General features: G+C 74.0%; 17 protein-coding genes. 12 read left to right on the top strand and 5 right to left on the bottom strand.

Annotated elements, in window-relative coordinates:
* Nucleotides 1-24 precede the first annotated feature (24 nt).
* Genes SCWH03_RS09555 through SCWH03_RS09565 form a run of 3 tightly spaced genes read left to right on the top strand, consistent with a single transcriptional unit; the run spans nucleotide 25 to nucleotide 2,707 of the window.
* Complete coding sequence (locus tag SCWH03_RS09555; RefSeq protein ID WP_254076638.1) at nucleotides 25-1,158, top strand: DegT/DnrJ/EryC1/StrS family aminotransferase; 1,134 nt, start codon at nucleotides 25-27, stop codon at nucleotides 1,156-1,158.
* Nucleotides 1,155-1,967 (top strand): hypothetical protein, encoded by an 813-nt coding sequence (locus SCWH03_RS09560; protein ID WP_254076639.1) that lies wholly within the window; start codon nucleotides 1,155-1,157, stop codon nucleotides 1,965-1,967. The genes SCWH03_RS09555 and SCWH03_RS09560 overlap by 4 nt, the downstream gene beginning before the upstream one ends.
* Nucleotides 1,967-2,707 (top strand): amidohydrolase family protein, encoded by a 741-nt coding sequence (locus tag SCWH03_RS09565; protein WP_173263724.1) that lies wholly within the window; start codon nucleotides 1,967-1,969, stop codon nucleotides 2,705-2,707. The genes SCWH03_RS09560 and SCWH03_RS09565 overlap by 1 nt, the downstream gene beginning before the upstream one ends.
* Before the next feature lie 233 nt (nucleotides 2,708-2,940).
* Here SCWH03_RS09565 and SCWH03_RS09570 read toward each other — a convergent pair whose 3' ends face one another.
* Nucleotides 2,941-3,909, bottom strand: coding sequence for a dihydrodipicolinate synthase family protein (locus SCWH03_RS09570; protein WP_173263725.1), 969 nt, complete (start codon nucleotides 3,907-3,909; stop codon nucleotides 2,941-2,943).
* 126 nt (nucleotides 3,910-4,035) lie between these two features.
* Between SCWH03_RS09570 and SCWH03_RS09575 the strand changes: the two genes are divergently transcribed.
* Complete coding sequence (locus tag SCWH03_RS09575) at nucleotides 4,036-5,016, top strand: LLM class flavin-dependent oxidoreductase (protein ID WP_254076640.1); 981 nt, start codon at nucleotides 4,036-4,038, stop codon at nucleotides 5,014-5,016.
* Nucleotides 5,017-5,029: 13 nt separating this feature from the next.
* Here the strand turns inward: SCWH03_RS09575 and SCWH03_RS09580 are convergent, their stop codons facing one another.
* The 4 genes from SCWH03_RS09580 to ku form a co-directional block, all read right to left on the bottom strand.
* Entirely contained in the window at nucleotides 5,030-5,938 is a 909-nt protein-coding gene (locus SCWH03_RS09580; protein ID WP_173263726.1) for a carbohydrate ABC transporter permease, read from the bottom strand.
* A complete protein-coding gene (locus SCWH03_RS09585) occupies nucleotides 5,938-6,957 on the bottom strand; it encodes a carbohydrate ABC transporter permease (RefSeq protein ID WP_173263727.1) in 1,020 nt (339 codons plus the stop codon). The genes SCWH03_RS09580 and SCWH03_RS09585 overlap by 1 nt, the downstream gene beginning before the upstream one ends.
* Nucleotides 6,954-8,213: an ABC transporter substrate-binding protein gene (locus SCWH03_RS09590; protein ID WP_173263728.1), complete on the bottom strand. Its 1,260-nt coding sequence runs from the start codon at nucleotides 8,211-8,213 to the stop codon at nucleotides 6,954-6,956. Before SCWH03_RS09590 ends, SCWH03_RS09585 begins: the two co-directional genes overlap by 4 nt.
* Nucleotides 8,214-8,396: 183 nt before the next feature.
* Nucleotides 8,397-9,551: a non-homologous end joining protein Ku gene (ku, locus tag SCWH03_RS09595; RefSeq protein WP_173263729.1), complete on the bottom strand. Its 1,155-nt coding sequence runs from the start codon at nucleotides 9,549-9,551 to the stop codon at nucleotides 8,397-8,399.
* Nucleotides 9,552-9,601: 50 nt separating this feature from the next.
* Here ku and ligD point away from each other — a divergent pair, with 50 nt between their 5' ends.
* The 8 genes from ligD (at nucleotide 9,602) to SCWH03_RS09635 (ending at nucleotide 20,067) form a co-directional block, all read left to right on the top strand.
* Nucleotides 9,602-10,486 (top strand): non-homologous end-joining DNA ligase, encoded by an 885-nt coding sequence (gene ligD / locus SCWH03_RS09600; protein ID WP_173263730.1) that lies wholly within the window; start codon nucleotides 9,602-9,604, stop codon nucleotides 10,484-10,486.
* A gap of 32 nt (nucleotides 10,487-10,518) precedes the next feature.
* Complete coding sequence (locus SCWH03_RS09605) at nucleotides 10,519-11,445, top strand: ATP-dependent DNA ligase (RefSeq protein WP_173263789.1); 927 nt, start codon at nucleotides 10,519-10,521, stop codon at nucleotides 11,443-11,445.
* A 71-nt stretch (nucleotides 11,446-11,516) separates the two neighbouring features.
* Complete coding sequence (locus SCWH03_RS09610; RefSeq protein WP_173263731.1) at nucleotides 11,517-11,948, top strand: nuclear transport factor 2 family protein; 432 nt, start codon at nucleotides 11,517-11,519, stop codon at nucleotides 11,946-11,948.
* Between the two features lie 402 nt (nucleotides 11,949-12,350).
* A complete protein-coding gene (locus SCWH03_RS09615; RefSeq protein WP_173263732.1) occupies nucleotides 12,351-14,528 on the top strand; it encodes a HEAT repeat domain-containing protein in 2,178 nt (725 codons plus the stop codon).
* Between the two features lie 397 nt (nucleotides 14,529-14,925).
* Nucleotides 14,926-15,645, top strand: coding sequence for a hypothetical protein (locus tag SCWH03_RS09620; RefSeq protein ID WP_173263733.1), 720 nt, complete (start codon nucleotides 14,926-14,928; stop codon nucleotides 15,643-15,645).
* A gap of 35 nt (nucleotides 15,646-15,680) precedes the next feature.
* Nucleotides 15,681-17,063, top strand: a complete 1,383-nt coding sequence (locus SCWH03_RS09625) for a histidine kinase dimerization/phospho-acceptor domain-containing protein (protein WP_216854734.1) — start codon at nucleotides 15,681-15,683, stop codon at nucleotides 17,061-17,063.
* A gap of 26 nt (nucleotides 17,064-17,089) precedes the next feature.
* Nucleotides 17,090-18,604, top strand: coding sequence for an FtsW/RodA/SpoVE family cell cycle protein (locus SCWH03_RS09630; RefSeq protein ID WP_254076641.1), 1,515 nt, complete (start codon nucleotides 17,090-17,092; stop codon nucleotides 18,602-18,604).
* Complete coding sequence (locus tag SCWH03_RS09635; RefSeq protein WP_173263735.1) at nucleotides 18,601-20,067, top strand: penicillin-binding transpeptidase domain-containing protein; 1,467 nt, start codon at nucleotides 18,601-18,603, stop codon at nucleotides 20,065-20,067. Before SCWH03_RS09630 ends, SCWH03_RS09635 begins: the two co-directional genes overlap by 4 nt.
* The last annotated feature ends 52 nt before the right edge of the window (nucleotides 20,068-20,119 follow it).

Here is a 20,119-nt window from a genome sequence, read left to right on the forward strand (position 1 = left end):
TGCTGTCGAGAGGATAGTCCCCCGATGCCGCAACGGGAAATGCCCCTGCCCACGGTTCTCGAACCACGCGGCAGGACCTTCGGCGAGGAGGAGCGGGCCGCCGTGCTGCGGGTCCTCGACTCGGCGGTCCTGTGCGGCGCGTTCGGCCGGGAGACCCGGGCGCTTGAGGCGGAGATGGCTGCGCTGTACGGGCGCGCCCGGGCCGTGTCGTCCAGTTCCGGCACGGCCGCCCTGCACCTCGCGCTCGCGGCCGCCGAGGTGGGCCCCGGTGACGAGGTGGTCACCACGCCCCTCTCGGACTTCGGGACGGTGGCGCCGGTCCTCGCCCAGGGCGCCCGGGTGGTGTTCGCGGACGTGCGGGCCGACGACGGCAACCTCGACCCGGCCGCGGTGGAGGCCGCGATCACCCCCCGCACCCGGGCTGTCGTCGCGGTCCATCTCTTCGGCGGCGCAGCGGACGTGACCCGGCTGCGGGAGGTCTGCGACCGGCACGGGCTCCTTCTGGTCGAGGACTGCGCGCAGGCGTGGCTGGGTGAGGACGAGGACGGCAGGCTGCTCGGCACCGTCGGCGACATCGGCTGCTTCAGCCTCCAGCAGTACAAGCACATCACGGCGGGCGACGGCGGTCTGTGCGTCACGGACGACCCGGAACTGGCGCGCGGGATGAGGCTGTTCATGGACAAGGGCTGGGACCGCGCGGAGGGCCGCATCCACCGCACGATGGGGCTCAACTACCGGATGACGGAGCTCGTCGCGGCGGTGGCGCGGGCCCAGCTCGCCAGGGTCCCCGAAGTCGTGCGGGTGCGGCGGGAGCGGGCCGCCCGGTTCGCGGCCGCCGTGGAGCGGCTCGGTCCGTCCCCCGGGGTCCGCCTCCCGTCCCGGCGGGCCGGGCACGCCTGGTGGGTGATGCCGCTGCGGGTGGACGACAACTCCCGCTGGGCGAAGGACCTTCAGGCCGCGGGTGTGCCGGCGCTGCGCGGCTATCTGGAGCGTCCGCTGTACGCCAATCCGGCACTCTCGGGGCATCATCAGGGCCCGTGTCCCCGGGCGGAGACGCTGATCGGCCGTACGCTGCTGGTGCTCCAGTGGAACGAGGGGTACACCGAGGACGACGTCGACCGGATCGCCCGGACGCTGGGCGAGGTGGGAGCGCGATGAGCACGAGCACGGCGGGTGACCACGACCGGCCGCCCGCGTACGACCGGCCGCCCGCGTACGACCGGCCGCCCGCGTACGACTGGCTGACCCCGTCCCCGGCGGAGCGGATCGGCTGGGACGTGGACGTGCTGTACGGGCCGTGGCCCCGCCACCACCGGGACGTCAGCCTCGCGGAGGTGCGCCGGAGCCTCGAACGCTCCCCCGTGGGCGGCGCGCTGGCCCTGTCCACGCGCGGGCCGCTGTTCGACGACCGGGCGGGCAACGAGGAGACGCTGCGCGACCTCGCCGGCTGCCCGGAGCTGCGGCCGGTGGGCACCGTCGACGTCCGGGACGCGCTGACCGCCGAGGACCGGCTGGACGAGCTGGCGGCGGCGGGGGTGCGCTTCCTCCGGCTGTTCACCGTCGAGCAGGCCGCCGACCCGGGCTTCCCCGGCTACCGGCGGGTGGTCGACCTGGCCCTGGCACGCGGGATGGTGCTGCTCCACGACGGTGATCCGCGGCGCTACGGCCCTCCCCTGACGGGCCGGGGCGCCGATGTGGTCTTCCTGGACCTGCACGCCTATCTGCTGGCGGACTTCCTGCTGATGGCCCGCGAGGAGCCGGGGTTCCGGGTCACCACACGGATGCTGTCGGGGCCCGACTCCGTCGAACGGGTGGTGCACTCGGTGGGCGCCCGCCATCTCGTGTTCGGCTCCCGCGCCCCGTTCATGGACATCTCGCCGCCGGCCCTGCGGCTGCGGTACGCGGACATCTCCGACGACGAGCGCCACGCGGTCGCCACCGGGAACATCGAGGAGTTGCTCGGCTGATGCCGATCATCGACGTGCACGCCCATGTGGGGCGCTGGCAGTTCCCCCTCAGCTGCGGCGACGCCGACGACAACCTGCGCCTGATGGACCGCTACGGCATCGACCTCCAGCTGGTCTCGGCGTCGGAGGCGGTGGTCTACGACGCGGTCGCCGGGAACGCGGCGCTGACGAAGGAGCTGGCGTCCCGGCCGCGCCTCTGCGGGTACGCCGTGGTGAACCCGAACCGGATCGAGGAGAGCGCCGCGGATCTGCGCCGCTGCCTGGACTCCGGCCGGTTCGTCGGAGCGAAGATCCACACGCACTATCCGGGCCGGCTGCCCGGCTCGCGGGAGATGGGCGAGGCGTTCGACGCGGTCGCCGAGGCCGGCGTACCGCTGCTGCTGCACACCTGGGGGCGGGAGGTCCTCCAACTGCCCGACATGGTGGCCTCCCGCCCGGGACTGCGCGTGATCATGGGCCACGCGGGCGGCGACGCCTGGCGCGAGGCGGCGCACGCGGCAGCCTCGTGCGAGGGGCTGTACCTGGAGCACTGCCGTACCGCCGCCGACGCGGGCAGGATCGCGTACGCGCGGGAGGCCGGGGTGCCGGTGGAGCGGCTGCTGTTCGGGACGGACGCCACGCTGATCGACCCCTGCTGGTCGCTGGGCGTGCTCCGGGACGCCGGGTTCACCCCCGCGGAACTCGACCGGGTGCTGTGGCGGAACGCGGCGGACCTGTTCGGGCTCGAGGTCCCCGGCTGAGCCCACCGGGCCGCGACCGCTCGCCGGACCCGCGACCGCCGCCCGGAGCACGCTCACGCACGGGCCCTCCCCACGCCCACCGGGCCGCGACCCCTCGCCGGGACCGGCGGCCACCTCACACGGGCACGACCGCCACCCGCGACCCGATCACTCACCGGGACCCGATCACTCACCGGGACCCGGCAGCCGGCGGCCCCACCCGGCTCCCGTCCCCGCCCCGGCTCCCGGCAGCGTCAGCGTGGAGCGTCCGGCTCCTTCGCGAGGTGGTCCAGGCACTCGACCACCACCCGGCGTTCCGCGTCGGGCAGGCGCGGACCGTACGGATCGTGGGCCGCCTCCTCGGGCAGGACCCCCTCCCAGACCGCCGCCCACAGCATGCGCTGCACATAGCCCTCGATCGGGTCGAGGAACGTGGCCCGGGCGAAGGCGTCGAGCCGTGCCGAGGCCCGGACGAACGCCCCGTGGTCGCCCGTGCGCCAGGCGTCCAGTACCGCGGTCGTCAGCGGAACGCGGGCCGCCGCGACGCCGACGAGGGCCGCGTCGGCACCCCACATCAGCGAGGGGCCGAACATCCGGTCCTCTCCTGTCACCACGAGCTTCCCGCTGGGCAGCGCCGCCCGGATCGCGTCCTGGCAGGCCATCGCCCGGTCCAGGGTGGCGAGTTTGAGGCCGGCCGCGGACGGCAGGGCGAGCAGCCTGCCGACCAGCCGCGGCGGGTAGGGATATCCGCCCGCCCCGCCGTGCAGCAGGAAGCCGAGCACGGGCAGCCCGCTCGCGGCGGCCGCCTCCTGGTGCAGGGCGACGGCCGCGTCCTCGTCATCGGCCAGCAGGGCCGGCGGATAGACCATCACGGCGTCCGCTCCGCCCTCGGCCGCCCGCACCGCCATCGCGACCGTGGCGTCCACCAGGTCGCGGGGCCGCTCGGCCCGTACGGACCGCGGCACGCCGACGCCCGCCACCACCGGCCCGTCCACCGCGGACCGCCACACCGCGAGCACCCGGCCGCGGTCCTCGTCGGAGAGGTGCAGCCCGCGGCCCGTGTGCGCCCAGACGGCGACTCCGCCGACCGGTTGCCCGGCGACGTACCCGGCGTAGCGGCGCAGCGCCGCGAAGTCGACGACTCCGCGCGCGTCCATGGGCGTCGCGACCGCGGGCAGCACCGTGCCGCGGAGCCGGCGCACCAGCAGATCCGTCGCGGACATGGGCGTCCTCTCCCGTCTGCCGCGGCCATCGCGGCCATCGCGGCCATCGCGGCCATCGCGGCCATCGCGGCCATCGCGGCCATCGCGGCTACGCTAGCCTTTACGGTCCGGACCGTAAAGGAAGGGATGTACCCCCCGATGCGCCTCGGCCTCTACGTCAACCTCTATGCGGACAAGGCCGACCGGCCACGGCTGGCCGACGCGGTGGAGCAGGTCCGGCTCGCCGAGCAGGCCGGGTTCTCCTGGGTGGTGCTGGGCGAGCGCCATCTGCACCGGCCCGGTTACCACGAGGCGCTCACCTCCCTGGCCTACCTCGCCGCGCACACCGAGCGGATCGGGCTGGCGACGGCGGGGCTCATCGCGCCGGTCCACCAGCCGGTGTGGCTCGCCGAGGCGCTGGCGCACATCGACGTCCTGTCGGGCGGCCGGCTCACCGCCGGATTCGTCCTCGGCTACCGGCCCGAGGAGTTCGCGCTGTTCGGCGCCAGGCCCGAGGAGCGCGTGCCGCGCTTCGAGGAGTGCCTGGAGCTGCTCAGCCGGCTGTGGACCGAGGAGGAGGTGACGTTCGAGGGCCGCTGGACCCGGGTCGAGGGCGCGTATCTGTCGCCGCGTCCGGTACAGGCCCCGCGGCCCGTGATCTGGAACGGCGGCCGGGTGCCCGCCGCGTTGGCGCGCACGGCCCGGATGTGCGACGGCTGGACCACCTCCTTCAACGAGACGGACGAGGAGCTGCCGGAGAAGATCCGCGCGTACCGTTCGTACCCGCGGGGTCCCGGCTCGCTCGGCGCGGAGGTCATCGTCTGCCGCGAGGGGTACGCCGCCGCCACCACCCAGCGGGCGCGGGATGCGCTGGAGCGGCCGCTGCGGGGGCTGTACGACGCGTACGGCGACTGGAAGCGCACCTCGGCGGACGCGGCGCGCTACGCCCAGCAGTGGGACGACATCACGGCCCGCTCGGTGATCGGCTCACCGGACGAATGCCGGGAACGGATCGGCGGGTACGCGGAGATGGGCGCGGACGGGCTCGTCCTGCGGGTGCAGCCGCCGGGGATGCCGCAGGCGGACGCGCTGCGGGCCATCGAGGCGTTCGGAGAACTCGGCCGCTGACCAGAGGGCCGGGTCACGACTTGAGCCCGGAGGTGGCGATCGAGTCGGTGAGGTAGCGCTGGAGCAGCCCGAAGACGAGCAGACAGGGGATGACGGTGATGGTCGCCCCTGCCATGACCTGGTTGATCGCCACGTTCTCCCCCTCCAGGGTGGCGAGTCCGACGGTGAGCGTGCGCATCTCCGCCGACTGGCCGATGACCAGCGGCCAGAGGAAGTCGTTCCAGTGCCAGAGGAAGACGAACACGCCCAGCGTGGCGAGCACGGGCCGGATCAGCGGCAGCACGACCGCCGTGTAGATCCGCCACTCGGAGGCCCCGTCGATCTTCGCCGCCTCGAACAGCTCGTCGGGCAGCTGCACGATGAACTGGCGCATCAGGAACACGGCCTGCGAGTTCGCGAGCGTCGGCACGATCAGGCCCCAGTACGTGTCCACGCCGCCCAGTTCCGAGACGAGGATGTAGTACGGGATGAGGGTGGCCTGGAACGGCACCATCAGCGTCGCCAGGAACGACCAGAAGAGGATCTCCCGGCCGGGGAAGCGCTTCTTGGCGAACGCGTAGCCGGCCATGGAGGAGAACAGCAGGATGAGCAGCACCGACACCAGCGAGTAGACGAGCGAGTTGACGGCCCAGCGGGTGATGTCGGCGCCGGCCAGGACGTCGGCGAAGTTGTCCAGGGTGGCGCGGCCGACGTCGAAGGCTCCCGGGAGGGTCTGGCCGCCCGCGGGTGCGAACGCCACCAGCACCATGACGGCGAACGGCGTGACGGTCACGACGGCGACCAGCGCCAGCAGCACGGGAAGGCCGAGCCGGGCCACCGCCCGCCGCGGGGGCCGCGCGGTCGCGGCCGGGTGCTGGGAGACGGGTCCGGGGGCGGGGGCGGGGGCCGCGGCCCGTTCCGCCGATGTGGACGGGGGCGCCATCAGTCCGCGTCCCTTCCGATGAGTCTCCGCTGGATCAGCGAGAACACGAGGACGATCGCGAACAGGACCAGTCCGACGGCACTGGCGTAGCCGAAGTCGAAGAACGTGAAGCCGGAGTCGTAGAGGAAGTACACGAGCGAGTAGCTGGCGCGGACCGGGCCGCCCGCCGTCATCACGTACATCGCGTCGAAGACCTGGAAGCCGAGGATCGCCTCGATGACGAGGACGAAGAACAGCACCGGCCGCAGCAGGGGCAGCGTCACCCAGCAGAAGCGCTGCCGGCCGCTCGCGCCGTCGATCCTGGCGGCCTCGGTGACCTCGCGGGGGATGGACTGCAGTCCGGCCAGCAGGATGAGCATCGAGTAGCCGAAGCCCTTCCACGCGGAGGCGGCGGCGATCGACGGCAGGACGAGGGACTCGCTGCCGAGGAAGTCGACCGGGCCCGCGCCGAGGAGGCGGAGGGAGGCGTTGAGCAGCCCGTCCTGGACCTCGTAGATCCATTTCCAGATGACGGCGGCCAGCACGATGCTGGTCACATACGGGAGGAAGAACAGGCCGCGGAAGAAGCCGCGCATCCAGAGCGTGCGGTGGAGCAGGACGGCGGTGCCGAGGGCGAGGGCGACGGTCATCGGCACATACAGGGCCGTGTAGACGGCGGTGACGCCGAGGCTCTCCCAGAACAGGTCGTCGCCCAGGAGCCGGGTGTAGTTGCCCGCGCCGATGAACGTCCACTCCCCGCTGAGCCGGTAGTCGGTGACGGAGAGGAACGCCGCCCCGAGCGTCGGCCCGAAGCGGAACACGATGAACAGCAGGAGCATCGGCGCGACGAACGCGAGGCCGGTCAGCGCCTCGCGCCGCCGCGGGATGCCGCTCCGCGCCCCGACGGCGGCGTGGGCGGGGGCGGGCCGGGGCCCGCGGCCGCGGGGGCCCGCGCCCTTCGCATCGGCGCAAGGGCCGCCCGCTCCCGGCGGCCCGTCGCCCTCGTCCGGGGCGATCTCGTCGGTGGCGGCCTTCCTCAACGCTGACGCGCCAGCAGTTCGTCGGCCGCGGACGCGGCGGACTCAAGGGCGGCCTCGGGGCTCTTCTTCCCGGTCAGGGCCGCCTGGATCTCCGGGCTGAGAAGCGCCATCAGCTGGCGGGCCGCCGGGTTCGGCTCACCCGGATACGCGTGGTCCAGGGCCTGCTCGTACTCCTTCGCGTAGGCGCTGTCGTGCGGCACGGTCACATCGGTCCGCGGGGAGAAGAAGCCGCCCGCCCTGCCCATGGACTCGATCTGGGCGGGCTGGACCATGTAGGCGATGAACTTCTCGGCACCCTGCACGTTGGCGGACCTGGCGTTGATGCCGAGCCCGCCGGGCATGCCGAAGCAGACCTGCCCGCCGGGGCCGGTGAGGGCGGGGCCGACGATCACGTTGCCCTTGCCCCAGGCCCTCTCGGCCAGCGCGGCGTCGGCCGGGGTGTTGGTGTAGCCCATGGCGACCTGCTGCCTGCCGAGTGCCTGGTCGGTGAAGAGGTTGGCGTTGTTCATGGCGGACCTCGGCACGGCCCCGCTCCGGTAGAGATCGACGAGGAAGGTGAGCGCCTCGACGCCCTCAGGGCTGTTGAACGCCGACTTCCCTCCGCCGTCGGCGAAGACCCTGCCGCCCGCCTGCCAGAGCAGCGGGTAGAAGCTCATGTTGAGCGAGGCCTCGTTGCTCGCGGAGTAGTCGAGTGTGGACGCCCCGGCCTGCTTCAGCCTGGGGGCGGCGGCCCTGACGGCGTCCCAGGTCGCGGGCGGCTCGGTGATTCCCGCCTTCGCCAGCAGCTTCCGGTTGTAGAGGGTGCTGGTGACGGTGTGGTAGATCGGCGCCGCGTATACCCTGCCGTCCTGGCTCATGGCCTCCAGGGCGTTCGGGCGGAAGGCGCTCCGGGCCTCCTCGATGGCCCGGTCGACCGGGCGGAGCGCCCCGGTGGCCTGGTACTGCGGGATCTGGTCGGGTCCCAGCAGGACCACGTCCGGGCCCTTGCCGCTGCCGAAGGCGGTGGCGAGCTTCTGGTCCCGGTTCTCCCAGGGCAGATGTTCGACGCGGAGGTCGACGCCCTGCTCCTTCGCCTCGAACCCCTTCTCGATCCCCTCCCAGTAGGCGGCGTTGGCCTTGGAATCCATGATCACCGGATACATCCACACGGTGACCTTCCCGGACCCGGCGCCGCCGTCCCCGCAGCCGGCGGCCGCGAGCGTGCTGAGGGCGAGCAGTGCGAGGACAACGGCGGAGCGCTTGAACCCTGTCTTCATGGGGGCCTCCGGAAGCCCTGGGGGACCTGGGAAACGAGCAAAGTCCGGCAATTTCGGCCTGGGCCGAAAGTAACCGCGCAGTTCAGGGGTGTCAACGCACCCTCAGCACCCCCTCCGCGCGCGGGTGTTACGGCATCGACCGAAAGGCGTAGTGCCGCCGCTCGGGACTCGCGGCGCAAGGCCTCAGGACGCGCGCCTGCGGCCGGCGCTCTTCCCCGCGGCCGTCTTCCCGGCCGCCCTCCCGGCCGTCTTCCCGGCCGTCTTCCCCGCCGCGGCCTCCGAGGGGGCCTGCCTCGAGGACGTGGCCGACTCGGGCGCAGGCTTCCCGGTGTTCGCACCTTTGGCCGTCGCACCTTTGGCCGTCGCGCCCCTGGCCGTCACCCGCTCGGCGGGGGCCCTGCCCCCCGAGGCCTTCCCCGCGGGCGCCCTCCCGGCAGCCGTCCTGCCCGGCGCCGGCTCGGCGGCGGCCGCCCCGGCCCGCTTCGACGCCTTCCTCCCCGCCGCCGCCTTCCCGCGGGGCTTCAGCTCCGCCACCGGCGCCGAGGCCTCCGCCGCCTCGTCGCCGCGCGCCTCCTTCGCCGCCCGCACACTGCTCTCCAGAGCGGCCATCAGGTCGATGACCCTGCCGCCGCCCGCAGGAGCCGGCTGCGGCTCCAGTGCGACACCCTCCGCCTTCGCCGCGATCAGCTCCTCCACCGCCTGCCGGTAGTCGTCGTGCAGCGAGTCGACGTCCACGTCGCCGAGCGTGTCCATCAGCGCGTCGGCCAGGTCGAGCTCGGCGTCCCGGATCGCGACGTCCGCGTCCGGCGCGACCCCCTCCGGCCTGCGGACCTCGTCCGGCCAGAGCAGTCCGTGCATCGCGATGACGTCGTCGACGACGCGGAGCATGCCGAGCCGCTCCCGCCCCCGCAGGGCGAACTTGGCGAGTCCGACCTTCTTGCTCCGTTTGAGTGCTTCGCGCAGCAGGGTGTACGGCTTGGCCGCGGGCACGCCGTTCGCCGCGAGGTAGTACGCGCCGTCGATCTGGAGCGGGTCGATCTCCGAGGCCGGGACGAAGGCGACGATGTCGATGGTCTTCGTGGTCGGCAGCGGCAGCGAGGCGAGGTCCTCGTCGGTGATCGGGATCATCGTCCCGTCCGCGTCCTCGTACGCCTTCCCGATCTCCGCCTGCGGCACCTCCTGGTCGTCCAGCTCGCAGACCTTGCGGTACCGGATGCGCCCGCCGTCCTGCGTGTGGATCTGGCGGAAGGAGACCGAGCGGCTCTCCGTGGCGTTCACGAGCTTGATCGGAATACTGACCAACCCGAAGGAGATCGCACCGTTCCAAATGGATCGCACCTTATATCCCCCTTCATTCACTATGGAGGGATTCATGGGATTCTCATCGTATGACGCCCATCACGGAGGTGGAGGGGCGGCGCCTGGCCCTCAGCAACCTGGAGAAGGTCCTCTATCCGGTCACCGGGACCACCAAGGGCGAGGTGCTGCACTACTACGCCGGCATCGCGGACGTGATCCTCACGCATCTGCGGGACCGGCCGCTGTCCTTCCTCCGCTATCCCGACGGCCCCGACGGCCCGCTGTTCTTCACCAAGAACCCGCCCCCCGGCACCCCGGAGTGGGTGGAGGTCGCCGAGGTGCCGCGCTCGTCCCGGGAGACCGGCGCGCAGGTCGTCGTGCAGAACCTGCCCTCGCTGATGTGGGCGGCGAACCTGGTGGTGGAGTTCCACACCCCGCAGTGGCGGACGGACCGGCCCGCCCGGGCCGACCGGATGGTCCTGGACCTCGACCCCGGGGACCCCGCGACCGTCGTGGAGTGCTGCCGGGTGGCACGGTGGCTGCGGGAACGGCTGGCCGCCGACGGCCTCGGCGCATATGTGAAGACCTCGGGCTCGAAGGGCCTGCATCTGCTGGTGCCGCTGGACCCGGCCCCCTCCGCGGAGGTCTCGTCCTACGCCAAGGGCCTGGCCGTGGAGGCCGAGGCGGAACTCGGAGGGCTGGTGGTGCACCGGATGGCCCGCGCCCTGCGCCCGGGGAAGGTCTTCGTCGACCACAGCCAGAACGCCGCCGCCAAGACCACCGCCACGCCGTACACCCTCCGCGCCCGCGCCGAGCCGACCGTGTCCGCGCCCGTCACCTGGGAGGAGGTCGAGGGGTGCGGGTCGCCCGGGGACCTGGTCCTGCGACTCGGCGACATCCCGGGGAGGCTCGAACGCCACGGGGATCTGCTCGCACCCCTGGCCGACCCGGCGGCGGCGGGCGTACTCCCGTGACCCCCCGTACCGAAGGCCGACCGAGACCGCCGGTGCAGCCGGCGCTCGCCGCCTCCGTCGCCGCCCTGCCGCGCGGCGAGGGACTGGCGTACGAACCCAAGTTCGACGGTCACCGGATACTGCTCTTCAAGATCGACGGCCGCGCCGTGCTCCAGGCCCGCTCGGGACGCCTCGTCACCACCGCCTTCCCGGACCTCGCGGAGGCCGCGCTCGCCCTGCCGGACGGCACCGTGGTGGACGGCGAGGCCGTCGTCTGGACCGGGGGCCGGACCGACTTCGCCGCCGTACAGCGCCGGGCCGCCGCCACCGCGGCGCGGGCCGGGCTCCTCGCCCGCCGGCTGCCCGCCTCCTATGCCGCCTTCGACCTGCTCTGGGAGCGCGGCGAGGATCTGCGCCCCGCTCCCTACGAGCGGCGCAGGCAGCGGCTGACCGCACTGCTCGGCCCCCTCGGGCCGCCGCTCCAGCCGGTCCCGATGACCACGGACCCCCGACTGGCCGCGACCTGGTACGAGACACTTCCCGCCGCGGGGATCGAGGGGCTGGTGGTGAAGCGTCTGGCGCGGCCGTACCGGCCCGGTGCGCGCGACTGGCTCAAGCTCCGCCACACGGAGGTGCGCGACGCGGCGGTGACCGGCTTCACCGGGCCGCCGGCCCGCCCGGCCGCCCTGGTCCTGGTGCTTCCCGACGACGACAGCCCGGTGGTGTCCAGCCCGCTGCCGCCTGCCCTGCGCGCACGCGCGGGACGACTGCTCTCGGGCCGCGCCGCGGAGCAACCGGAGCAACCAGAGCAACCGGAGCAACCGGAGGGGGCGCCCCGGACGGCGACGGCCGTCGGGATCGGGGAGGTGCCCTACCGCGCGGTGGCACCGGGGCTGCTGGCCGAGGTCGAGCGCGGCACCACCCGGCACGCCGCCGTCCGGGTCCGCCGGCTCCGGGACGACCTCATTAATCAAATTTGACCACACCCCGGGGCGGGAGTATCCTCCGGAGCAACTGGTCAAATTTGACTACCCTGCTTCGAGGAGACTGCGTGCCCCAGCTGCCCGACACCGGATACCGCCCGACCGCCGACGAACTCGCCTCGATCGACGCGTGGTTCGCCGAGTACGATGCCGCCGCCGCACGGCGCGACATCGAGCGGATGGCGGACCTGGCCGTCTTCCCCCTCAACCTCGTCAGCGACGACCCGGCGGGCGACGGCGCCTCCGCCCAGTGGGACCGCGACCGGTTCGTCCGGACCATGACCAAGGTCATGGGAGACGTCGGCGACGGCATCGCCTTCGAGTCGGTGCGCACACCCGTCTTCCTCGGTCCCGCGATGGTGGTCGTCTTCAGCGACTCCACCATGACGGCGGGCGGCACCACCCAGCAGCTGCGGTACGCCGACATCCTGATCAAACGGGACGGGCGATGGGCGTTCCAGACCATGCTGCAGGGCGGCTGGGGCGACAACCTGCGCTGAGCCGGCGCCTCCCGCGTCCCTTCGGCCCCGTCCGCAGCCGTGTCGTACGGCTGCGGACGGGGCCGTACCCGTGCCCGCAGGCGCCCGCAGCGGAGCCGCGGGGTGCGGTGCGCAGCAGGTGCGGAGGGCCGGTGCCCGAAGGCGTCAAGACCCCGTGCCCGGAGGGCCGGTGTCCGAAAAATGCCGAGGCATCCCACCCTGCCCCGCCTCTCCCCCTGTCCCTGTCCCTGCCACAGCCCCTGCCACAGCAGCCGTCACCCGCCGGCGGGCGTGTCCCGGAAGGGTGGCGTACTCTGCGGCATGCCCGGGAAAGGCCGTTCATCCGGCTCACTTGCGCGGGGTGGGTTCCCTCAGTCCTGGTGCACACTCTCCCCAGGCATCCGGCTCACTGAAGGGAACGGCGTGTTCACGGGGATGGACGAGGTCGACTGGGCCTCGATGGGACATGCGTACGGCCCGGCTGACGATGTGCCGGCACTACTCAGGGGGCTCGCCTCCACGGATCCCGCCGAGCGGGAGACCGCACTCGACGGGATCTACACCGCGGTCCACCACCAGGGCGACGTGTACGACTCCACGCTGGCCTGCATTCCCTTCCTCCTGGAACTCGCCGCCAGCCCCGAGGTGCAGGACCGGGGCGCCATCGTGGAGTTGCTGACCAGCATCGGCGGCATCGACCTCGACGACGACGAACTCGATCCGGAGGACGAGGAGTTCGAGGACGCCGCAAACTACGCGATGGCCGCAGCCGCGGTGGCCTCGGGGGCCGACGTCTTCGTCGGGCTGCTGGACGACCAGGACGCCGGGGTCCGACTCGCCGCGCCGTGCGCCCTGGCGATGCTGCACGGCGACCCGGCCCGGGTGCTGGCCCTTCTGCGGGCACGGCTGGAAGGGGAACGGGACACGGAGGTGAGGCTCGCGCTCGTCGAGGCGGTGGGGCGGATCGCCCTGCGCCACGAGGCCCTGCGCGCCGAGTCGGTCACCTGGCTGACCACACTGCTCGCCGGGGACCGGCCGCCCGGGGTGCGGCTGTCGGCCCTGACCCAGCTGGCGCGCTGCGCTCCCGGCCTGCTGCCGGACGACGTCGCGTCCACGGCGACCGCGCTGCTGCGGGCCGCGGACGGGGACGGCTCCGCGGACGGGTACGGGTACGGAAACGGGGACGGGTACGGGTACGGGGACGGCTCCGCGGACGGGGCCGGAACGAGTACCACCGGGCCTGGTGCAGGGGCCGGAACGACGGCTGCCGGAGCCGGGGCGAAAACCACCGGCCCCGGGGCAACGGCCGCCGATACAAGGGCCGGCGGAGCCGGGACGGCGCAGGGCCACGGCGCCGGACCGGGCACGCCGTGGGCGGACGACCTGCTGCGGACACTCCACTCCGCGCTCGGTGACCGCGTCGACGATCGGGTCGCGCTGCTGACCGGCCAGCTGAGCAGCGCCGACCCGGCGCAGCGCACGGACGCGGTGTGGATGTGCCACGGTCTGATCCGGGCTTGGCGCGGACCGTACGACGATGTGGTACGACTCGTCGGGGCCCAGCTCGGCGACCCCGATCCGCTGCTCCACGGCGCCGCGTCCAGCCTCCTGGAGAGCCTGTTCGGGCTGGCGCTGCCCGCGGCCGACGCTCTCGCGGAACGCGCGGGGGCCGCAGGGGCCGCAGGGGGCAACCGTCCGGCCGACCGCCGCGCGCTGATCGCGCTCGCCAGGCTCGGCGACCCCCGCGCCGTCCCGGCGCTCGCCCGCGCGCTGGGGCAGCCGGAGCTGCCGCACGATGTGGCGTTCGCGGTGCCGTACCTCGGCGACCTGGCGGTACCCCTGGTGCCGGTGCTGCGGGGGCGGCTCGCCGAGGTGGCTCTGGACGAACGGCTCTACGACCGGGCGGTGCCCCTGCTCGCCGGACTCGCCGGAGTGCGTGCCGCCGAGGCGCTGCCCGAGGTGCTGAGCGTGCTGCGCGGAGCGCCTGCGCGGAGCGGCGAGTGGGTGACCGAGGCGGCGCTGCGCGCACTCACGTCGTTCGGGGCGGCCGCCCTTCCGGCGGCGCCGGAACTGCGCGCGCTGCTCGGCGGTGCGTCCGCGGGTCCGTCCTCGTCGGTCGTCGCGGCCGCGGCACGGGCGCTGTGGGCGGCGACCGGGGACGCCGCCGCGGTGCTTCCGGTGCTCCACGAGCTGCTCGCGGCGGACGGTCCCGACGAGCGGCGCGCGGCAGCGGCCGCGCTGGGCTCGGTGGGCCGCGCGGCCCGGGGCGCGGCGCCCGCTCTGCGCGAGCTGCTCGGCTCGCCGGAGCGCTGGCTCCGGATGGACGCGGCGGTGGCGCTGTGGCGGGTCACGGGTGCGCCAGGGGAGTCGCTGCCGGTGCTGCGGACCGCGTGGGAGGAGAACCGTTACGGACGTGTCGAGATCGCCGAGTGCCTCGCCGAGATGGGCCCCTCTGCGGAACCGGCGGTGCCGCTGCTGCGCGCGGAACTCTCCCGGCCACGGCGGCACAACGTGCTCGACGGGGGTTCCGGGAGCCACGACATCGAGCAGGACGAGCGTCTGCTCGCGCTCTGCCGGGCGGCCCTCCGCGGTCGGGGATGACGCCCCGGCCGCGGTCGGCGCCGCGGCCGCCCGGGCCCTGAGCACCGCGGGGCACCGGGGGCACCGGGGGCACCGGGGGCACCGGGGTCCCGCGGTGGCGGCCCACCCGGCGTGCGCGCCGGCGCTGCCGGGCGAGCGGCCGGGCGCTGCCACCGCGTGCCGCACCATGCGCCGCCGGGCCGTGCCCCGCACGGCGCCGAGCGCCGAACCGGGCACACACCCCCGCCGCGGCCGCAGGAGCGCCGGACCCCCGCGCACATACCGTGCGGACCGCACCGAGCGCCGCACCTCGCACGCGCCCCCGCGAACCACCCGCAGATCGCCCGCAGGGCGCAAACACGACTTCCGTACCCTGGAGGGCGTCCCGCTCTCGATTCGACCCGCCCCAGGACCCCTCGTGCCCCGTCACCGCGCGCCCCGCGCGCCCCGCTCCGCGCCAGCCGCCGTCGTCGCCGTCGCCGTCGCCGCGCTGCTGCTCGCCGGCTGCGGCCACGCCGGCGGACTGGAGAGCGCGGGGCCCACACCGACCGCCGTCGGGCCGGTGCAGCTGTGGCCGGAACTCCCCGAGATTTCCACGCCCCCGGTCGACTACGGCGAGAACCGCACGGAACGCGTCGAGGGCATCGCGCTCCCCGGCGGCGACGTCCACGCCGTGGACCCGGTCGCCGTCGTGCAGGCGGATGCGGCCGCCCGCCCCGGCCGGGCTCCGGCGCCCGACGGGCTGGACGAGCGGACGGCCCGGCGGATCCGGGAGTGCGGCGCCAAGCCGCAGCAGTGCCCGGTGATGAAGCCGTACTACCGGGACCTCACCGGCGACGGGAGGGACGAGCTGATCGTCGGCGTCAGCATGCCCGGGCAGCAGACGTCGGTCCGGGTGTACGCACCGGAGCGGGGCGGGCTGACCCGCATCATGGCGGACACGGAGGCGATCGTCGGTGTGGAACTCGCCGGCCGCGACCTGATCCTGCGCGCCGTGTCCGCGGGCATCCCCGGCTACGAGTACCGCACGGTCTGGTCCTGGGACGGGCAGCAGCGGGCGATGCTGCCCGAGCGGGACGAGATCATCCATGTCAGGCCGTCCGGGCCCGCACCCGGGCCGTCGGCGGACGCCCGATGACCCGCCCCGCCCCGGCAGGCTCCGACCGGCGGTCGCTGCGCCTTCCGCGGCTGCGCGGGCCGGCCTGGACCGCCACGCTCACCTGGAAGGCCGCGGTGTTCATCACCGTGATGTGCTGCGCGCTCGCGGCGCTGCTCGGCGCGCTGGTGCATGTCTCGGTGACCCGCCAGACGGTGGACCAGGCCCGCGAGAAGGCGCTGTCGAAGCTGGCGGCCGTGACCGATGCGTACGAGGCGGGCGAGTCGGCGGACGGCTCACCGGCGGTGGACCCGCCGGGGCTGCCGGCGGGGCTGCGGGAGCTGGCGCTCGGCGGGCAGCGCGGCACGATGGTCTCGGATGTCGAGGGGCGGCCGACGATGTGGGCCGCGGGGCCCGCGGACGGCCGTGTGCTGGCGGTACGGATCGACTACACGCTGAGCGCGCAGACCATCGTGGGCCTGGACCGGGCCATCGTCGGCTCCTCGGCGCTGGCCATCGGCGCGACACTGCTGGCGGGGGCGTTCTCGGTGACCCGGGTGACGCGCCGGCTCCATCTGACCGCCCAGGTGGCGCGGCGGATCGGTGCGGGTGATCTGGACGCGCGCGTCAACGACCCCCGTACCAGGGACCCGTCGCGCGGCCAGGACGAGGTGGCCACGGTCTCCGGCGCGCTGGACACCATGGCCGCCACCCTTCAGGACAAGCTGCTGAGCGAGCAGCGGTTCACCGCCGATGTGGCGCACGAGCTGCGCACCCCGTTGACCGGCCTGTCCGCGGCGGCCGAGCTGCTGCCCCCGGGCCGCCCCGCCGAGCTGGTGCGGGACCGGGTCCGCAGGATGCGGGCACTGACGGAGGATCTGCTGGAGATATCGCGGCTGGACGCCGGACGGGAGACGGTCGACCTCGACGTCCACGACCTGGCGCCGCTGGCCGAACGGGTGGTGCGGATGGCGGGCGCCGGCGGCTCGGAGACGGAGCTGACGGTCGTGCGGGGCGCGTGCGTGGAGACGGACAAGCGGCGGCTGGAGCGGGTGCTCGGCAATCTGATCGGCAACGCGCACAGGCACGGCGCGCAGCCGGTGGTGGTCTCCGTGGACGGGCCGGTGGTGTCCGTCCGTGACCACGGGGCCGGGTATCCGAGGTATCTGCTGGAGCACGGCCCGCAGCGGTTCCGCACCGAGTCGGGGGGCAGGGGCCATGGTCTCGGGCTGACGATCGCGGTGGGGCAGGCGGCGGTGCTGGGGGCGGAGCTGGAGTTCGCGGACGCCCCCGACGGCGGTGCGCTCGCCCGGCTGACGCTCCCCGAGTACGCACCGCTCGCCGGCCGCCCGGACGGCACCGCGCCGGCCTCAGGCCCCGGCACTCCGACCGCTCCCGCCACGGGCGGCGACCAGAGCACCGACATGCCGCACACCATGTCCCCGGATAGGCGGACATAAGATCCCTGCTTGCTACGTTGCGTCGCATGACCGCAACGGCAGCGGAGGCTCCCCCACCCGAGCGGACCCGCCCGGCGCGACGGCGGGGCGTCGAGTTCTCGCTCCTCGTCTGCGCCGTCCTCATCTCCGTCTACGGCTACACCCACGTCGGCCTGGCCAGGAGCGGAGCCGTCCCGCCCGACGCGCTCGCCTACGGTGCGGGGCTCGGTCTGCTCGCCCTGCTCGCGCATCTCGCCGTGCGGCTGAGAGCGCCGTACGCGGACCCGCTGCTGCTGCCGATCGCGGTCCTCCTCAACGGGATGGGCCTCGTCCTCATCTACCGCCTCGACCTGGAGACCCCGGCCGACCGCGCCGCCCCGGCCCAGCTGGTCTGGTCCACCCTGGGTGTCGCGCTGTTCATCGCGGCGGTCGTGCTGCTGCGGGACCACCGCGTGCTGCAGCGCTACGCGTACCTGTCGGTCGTCAGCGCGCTCGTCCTGATGATCGTGCCGATTCTCTTCCCCGCGGTGAACGGCGCCCGGATCTGGATCCGGGCAGGCGGCCTCTCCTTCCAGCCCGGCGAGTTCGCCAAGATCCTGCTCGCGGTGTTCTTCGCCGCGTACCTGGCCGCGAACCGGCACGCCCTCGCCCACACCGGCCGCAGGATCGGCCCCGTGCACCTGCCCGCCGGCCGGGTGCTGGGACCGGTGGTGGCCGTGTGGCTGATCAGCGTGGCCGTGCTGGTGCTGGAGCGGGACCTCGGCACCTCGCTGCTGTTCTTCGGGCTCTTCGTGGTGATGCTCTACGTCGCCACGGGCAGAACCGGCTGGATCGTGGTCGGGCTGCTGCTCGCGGGGTCCGGGGCGTTCGCCGCGGGCACCCTGGAACCGCATGTGCGCGGCCGGGTCGAGTCCTGGATCGATCCCTACGCGTCCATCGCGGCGGGTGACGGGCCGAGCCAGCTCGCCCAGTCGATGTTCTCCTTCGCCTCGGGAGGGGTCCTCGGCACCGGTCTCGGCGCGGGGCACTCCATCCTGATCGGCTTCGCCGCGAAGTCCGACTTCATCCTGGCGACCGCCGGCGAGGAGCTGGGGCTGGCCGGGCTGACGGCGCTCTTCCTGCTGTACGGCCTGCTGGTGGCGCTGGGCTACCGCGCCGGACTCGACCTGCGCGACCCCTTCGGCCGGCTGCTCGCCGTGGGCCTCGCCGCGATCCTGGCCGTCCAGGTCTTCGTCGTCGCGGGCGGGGTCACGGGCCTCATCCCGCTGACCGGAATGGCGATGCCGTTCCTGGCGCAGGGCGGTTCGTCCGTCGTCACCAACTGGATCATCGTGGCACTGCTGATCCGGCTCAGCGGCTCGGCCCGTGCGCCGCACCCGGAGCCGGTCGAGACCGGGGTGATCGCATGCGCCCCGGACCCGGCGGAACCGGAGGGACGGCCCGCTCAGGCGGGACGGCAGGAGCGGGCCGGCCCCGCCGGGCAGAAGCGAGGGCCGGGCCCCGCGGGACAGCGGAGCCGAACCGGCCCCGCGGGGCCCGCGGCTGCGGGGGAGGCGCGATGACGCGGTACATCCGGCGCGCGGCGGCACTGAGCCTGTTCCTGCTCGCCGCGCTGTTCGTGAACGCCGTACGCGTCCAGGTACTGCAGGCCGAGAGCCTCGACGGCAGTCCGGCGAACCGGCGTCCGGCCATCGCGCGCTACGGTGAACCGCGCGGGGACATCCTCGTCGGCGGCAGACCGGTCACGGGCTCGAAGGACACCGGCGAGCAACTGCGGTACGAGCGGATCTACCGGGACGGCCCCCTGTACGCTCCGGTCACCGGCTACTCCTCGCAGACGTACGGCACGGCCCTGCTCGAGCACGCGGCGGACGGCGTGCTCTCGGGTACCGACCCGGCGCTCGCCCCGCTGCCGTTCTGGAACGACTTCACCCGCTCCAGGCAGCCCGGCGGCCGGGTCCTGACCACGATCAGGCGGTCCGCGCAGGAGGCCGCGTACCGGGGCCTGAACGGCAGGCGCGGCGCGGTCGCGGCGATCGAGCCGGCGACGGGAAGGATCCTGGCGCTGGTCAGCAGTCCCTCGTACGATCCCGGACTGCTGTCCGGCAACAGCCCGGCGGTCACCGAGGCATGGCGGCGGCTCAACCGGGCGGAGAGCCGCCCGATGCTCAACCGGGCGATCCGGCAGACCTATCCGCCCGGCTCCACCTTCAAGATCGTCACGGCCGCCGCGGCGCTGGAGTCCCGGGTGGTGACGGATCCCGACGCCCCCAGTGACACGGCGGACCCGTTCGTCATCCCCGGCACCAGGACGACCCTGCCCAACCCCGTGCCGGGCTGCCGGCGGGCGTCCCTGGTGTACGCGATCACGTGGTCGTGCAACACGGTGATGGCGGACCTCGGCGTGAAGGTGGGTCTGGAGGGCATGCTCGCGACCGCCGGCCGCTTCGGCTTCAACGACGACTCGCTGCGGATCCCGTCCGGTGTGGCGGTGTCCAACTTCGACCGGCGCATGAGCGCGGACCAGCTGGCGCTGTCGTCCATCGGCCAGTTCGACACCACGGCCACGCCCCTGCAGATGGCCATGGTGGCCGCGGCGGTCGCCAACGGGGGCGAGCTGGCCCGCCCCTATCTGGTCGACCGCACGACCACCCGGGACGGGGACACGGTCCGCCGGACACCGCGCCGGTCCTATCGCCGCGCGATGTTCCCGGCGACCGCGAACGAGCTGCGACGGATGATGGTCGAGGCGGCGGAGCGGGGCACGGGCACGCGGGCGCTGATCGACGGGGTGACCGTGGGCGGAAAGACCGGCACCGCCCAGCACGGCGTCGGCAACGCCGGTACGCCGTACGCCTGGTTCATCGCCTGGGCCCAGGAGCGCGGCGCGCCCCGGCCCGCCGTGGCGGTCGCGGTGGTCGTCGAGGACCCGGCGGCGGCGGGCGGTGACATCAGCGGCGGCGGCGACGCGGCGCCGATCGCACGGGCGGTGATGGTCGAGGCGCTGAGACCGGCGGCGCCCTGAGCGGCGGGCGCCGGGCGCGCGCCACGCGCCGGGCACCCCGGACGGGCGCGCG

The sequence above is a fragment of the Streptomyces pacificus genome (assembly GCF_011766325.1).
Lineage (GTDB): Bacteria > Actinomycetota > Actinomycetes > Streptomycetales > Streptomycetaceae > Streptomyces > Streptomyces pacificus.

Excerpts from the sequence above, each read along its gene's own strand:
- ligD (WP_173263730.1), top strand. The coding sequence starts at position 9,602 with ATGACGCCCATCACGGAGGTGGAGGGGCGGCGCCTGGCCCTCAGCAAC.
- SCWH03_RS09555 (WP_254076638.1), top strand. The coding sequence starts at position 25 with ATGCCGCAACGGGAAATGCCCCTGCCCACGGTTCTCGAACCACGCGGC.
- SCWH03_RS09575 (WP_254076640.1), top strand. The coding sequence starts at position 4,036 with ATGTACCCCCCGATGCGCCTCGGCCTCTACGTCAACCTCTATGCGGAC.
- SCWH03_RS09635 (WP_173263735.1), top strand. The coding sequence starts at position 18,601 with ATGACGCGGTACATCCGGCGCGCGGCGGCACTGAGCCTGTTCCTGCTC.
- SCWH03_RS09570 (WP_173263725.1), bottom strand. The coding sequence starts at position 3,909 with ATGTCCGCGACGGATCTGCTGGTGCGCCGGCTCCGCGGCACGGTGCTG.
- SCWH03_RS09630 (WP_254076641.1), top strand. The coding sequence starts at position 17,090 with ATGACCGCAACGGCAGCGGAGGCTCCCCCACCCGAGCGGACCCGCCCG.
- SCWH03_RS09580 (WP_173263726.1), bottom strand. The coding sequence starts at position 5,938 with ATGGCGCCCCCGTCCACATCGGCGGAACGGGCCGCGGCCCCCGCCCCC.
- SCWH03_RS09565 (WP_173263724.1), top strand. The coding sequence starts at position 1,967 with ATGCCGATCATCGACGTGCACGCCCATGTGGGGCGCTGGCAGTTCCCC.
- SCWH03_RS09560 (WP_254076639.1), top strand. The coding sequence starts at position 1,155 with ATGAGCACGAGCACGGCGGGTGACCACGACCGGCCGCCCGCGTACGAC.
- SCWH03_RS09590 (WP_173263728.1), bottom strand. The coding sequence starts at position 8,213 with ATGAAGACAGGGTTCAAGCGCTCCGCCGTTGTCCTCGCACTGCTCGCC.